Source organism: Bradyrhizobium semiaridum, assembly GCF_020329505.1.
GTDB classification, from domain to species: domain Bacteria; phylum Pseudomonadota; class Alphaproteobacteria; order Rhizobiales; family Xanthobacteraceae; genus Bradyrhizobium; species Bradyrhizobium semiaridum.
The window spans coordinates 1-759 of sequence record NZ_JAGKJJ010000070.1; the positions used below are offsets into that span (position 1 = coordinate 1).

At 71.0% G+C, this 759-nt stretch carries 1 protein-coding gene and 1 pseudogene; both read left to right on the plus strand.

Annotated features, from left to right (window positions below; translation table 11 throughout):
- Positions 1-123 (plus strand): YcjX family protein (locus J6500_RS31445; RefSeq protein WP_225716580.1); only part of this gene is annotated, 123 nt, incomplete at its 5' end.
- Positions 120-759: pseudogene (locus tag J6500_RS31450) on the plus strand (DUF697 domain-containing protein); the annotation flags it as partial. The gene J6500_RS31445 and the pseudogene J6500_RS31450, both read left to right, overlap by 4 nt.

Below are 759 nucleotides of genomic sequence, written 5' to 3' on the forward strand. Positions count from 1 at the left end.
GATTACCGTTTCCTGCGCTTCCGCCCGCCGAGGCTCGAACGCAATGGCGATGCCGAGCCGGTGCTGCCTCACATCCGCCTTGACCGCGCGCTCCAATTCCTGATCGGAGACAGACTGCAATGAACGACAAGACGCCGCCCCGGCGGCCGGCGACGTTCAAGCTCGACGATCCCGGCGTGGTCGTGATCGATCCCGATGACACCGGCCGCCTCGCCCGCGGCACGATCCAGATCGTGCCCGAGGCCGAGCCGGCGCAGCTGCCGGCGACCGCGCTCCAGAACAGCGTGCCCCAGCGGAAGCCGCGGCGCGCCGGCCTCGTGGTGCTCGGCACCGGGCTCGGCGTCATCAACCTGGTCGAGGATCTCTTTGCGCGCAACGAGGGGCTCGGCTTCCTCGGTCTCGGGCTGGCGGTGATCGCCGCGGTCGCGCTCGCCGTCATGACGATGCGCGAGCTCGCCGGCCTGGCGCGGCTCGCGGCGCGGTCGTCGCTGATCAGGACTTCCGCGGCGCGAGCCGGGCCATCGTCACCGATCTGCTCAAGCTCGCGCACCAGACCCCGCAGCTCGCCCGCGCCCGCAGCGCCCTGCAGAGCCACACCGACGATATCATCGACGGCGCTGACATGATCCGCCTCGCCGAGCGCGAGCTGATGACGCCGCTCGACGCGGAAGCCCGGCGGCTGGTGTCGACGGCGGCGCAGCGCGTCTCCGTCGTCACCGCGGTCTCACCGCGCGCGATGATCGACGTGCTGTTCGTGTT